The sequence below is a fragment of the Vibrio sp. Vb1554 genome, from assembly GCF_033344235.1.
In genome coordinates, this window is record NZ_JAWPOJ010000160.1 from 1 (window position 1) to 1,500 (window position 1,500).

Sequence of the window (1,500 nt, forward strand, 5' to 3'; positions counted from 1 at the left end):
AATGAGACACCTAAAGCCGGCCTACGTACAGAAGTGATCCTATTTAAGAAATGATTTGGGTTGCAAAACCATGATGTAATACGCGGTTTCATCCTAACTGAATGATAGTATTGATGAATACTTGTAAGCAAAACAGTAATTAAAGTGACGGCTTATACTCGCAGTCACTTTTTCATGGATGAAATATGACAATCAGATACTCTTTACTTGCGGCCAGTTTACTGGCCGGGTTTGTTCACGCCAATGAAGCACCGAAAAATATTATTTATATGATCGGTGATGGAATGGGCCCTGCCTACACAACCGCCTACCGTTATTATCAAGATAACCCAGAAACTAAACAGATTGAGCCTACAGTCTTTGACTCGATACTGGTTGGCATGGCTCACACCTATCCCGATGATGATACTTATGTCACTGACAGTGCAGCAGGCGCGACGGCCTTAAGCAGTGGTATAAAGAGTTACAATGGCGCCGTCGCTGTCGATACCCATAAAAAGCCTGTTAAAACGATGTTAGAAGTAGCGAAAGAGCAGGGCATGCCAACCGCTTTGGTGGCGACTTCGCAAATTAACCACGCGACGCCCGCAAGCTTTGCCGCGCACAACGAATCTCGTCGTAATTATGATCAGATAGCAGACGACTACTTGGATAACAAAGTAAATGGAAAGCTGCCCGTCGATCTGTTACTTGGTGGAGGTGTTCGATACTTTGAGCGTGAAGACAGAAACCTAATTGAAGAATTTAAAACGCAGGGTTATCAATACCTAACGGATTTTGATACCTTGCCTTCGTTGCAAACATTGCCTGCGATTGGGTTGTTTGCCGACAAAGCATTTCCGTTTGCTTTGGATGAGAATCCCAACCGACTCGAGAAGATGACGAACAAGGCGCTGTCGTTATTGTCGCGCTCAGAGCATGGCTTTTTCGTCATGATCGAAGGAAGCCAAATCGACTGGTGCGGTCATGCGAATGACATTGCATGCGCGATGGCAGAAATGGATGATTTTGCTAAGTCGATTGCTTTAGCCAAGGCGTATGTTGATGCTCATCCTGACACTTTGCTCGTTGTCACCGCCGATCACTCCACGGGAGGTTTAACTATCGGCGCAAATGGAGAATACGACTGGAAAACGGATGTGATCAAAGGCGTGCATCAAACGGCGTGGCCATTAGCAACGTCACTTGCAAAGGGTTCAGACATCAAACAAGTGTGGTCAGAATCAGTAGATTGGGCGCTGTCAGATGTGCAATTTGCACTCCTTATCGACGCGAAGAAGAGTGAAGAACCCGCGAAAGCGCTTTATCAAGCCGTAAAGTCAATCATCAACGATCAAAGCCTCACAGGTTGGACGACAAAAGGGCACACCGCGGTGGATGTTCAGGTGTTTGCTTATGGTAAAGGATCACAAGCATTCGTTGGTTCTCAGAACAATACCGACATCGCAAACAAGTTGATTGGTTATCTTCAATAAGAGACATTTTTTAGCCGAAGATAAG

1 protein-coding gene is annotated in these 1,500 nt (G+C 45.5%); it reads left to right on the plus strand.

Going from position 1 to position 1,500, the window contains the following annotated elements; translation table 11 throughout:
* Positions 1 to 185: 185 nt before the first annotated feature.
* The gene (locus R8N28_RS24565) at positions 186 to 1,475 is read left to right on the plus strand and encodes an alkaline phosphatase (protein WP_318183589.1); all 1,290 of its coding nucleotides are present in this window, start codon (positions 186 to 188) and stop codon (positions 1,473 to 1,475) included.
* Positions 1,476 to 1,500: the final 25 nt, after the last annotated feature.

What these genes read in the sequence shown, in the direction of transcription:
- R8N28_RS24565 (WP_318183589.1), top strand. Translation starts at nt 186, where the DNA reads ATGACAATCAGATACTCTTTACTTGCGGCCAGTTTACTGGCCGGGTTT.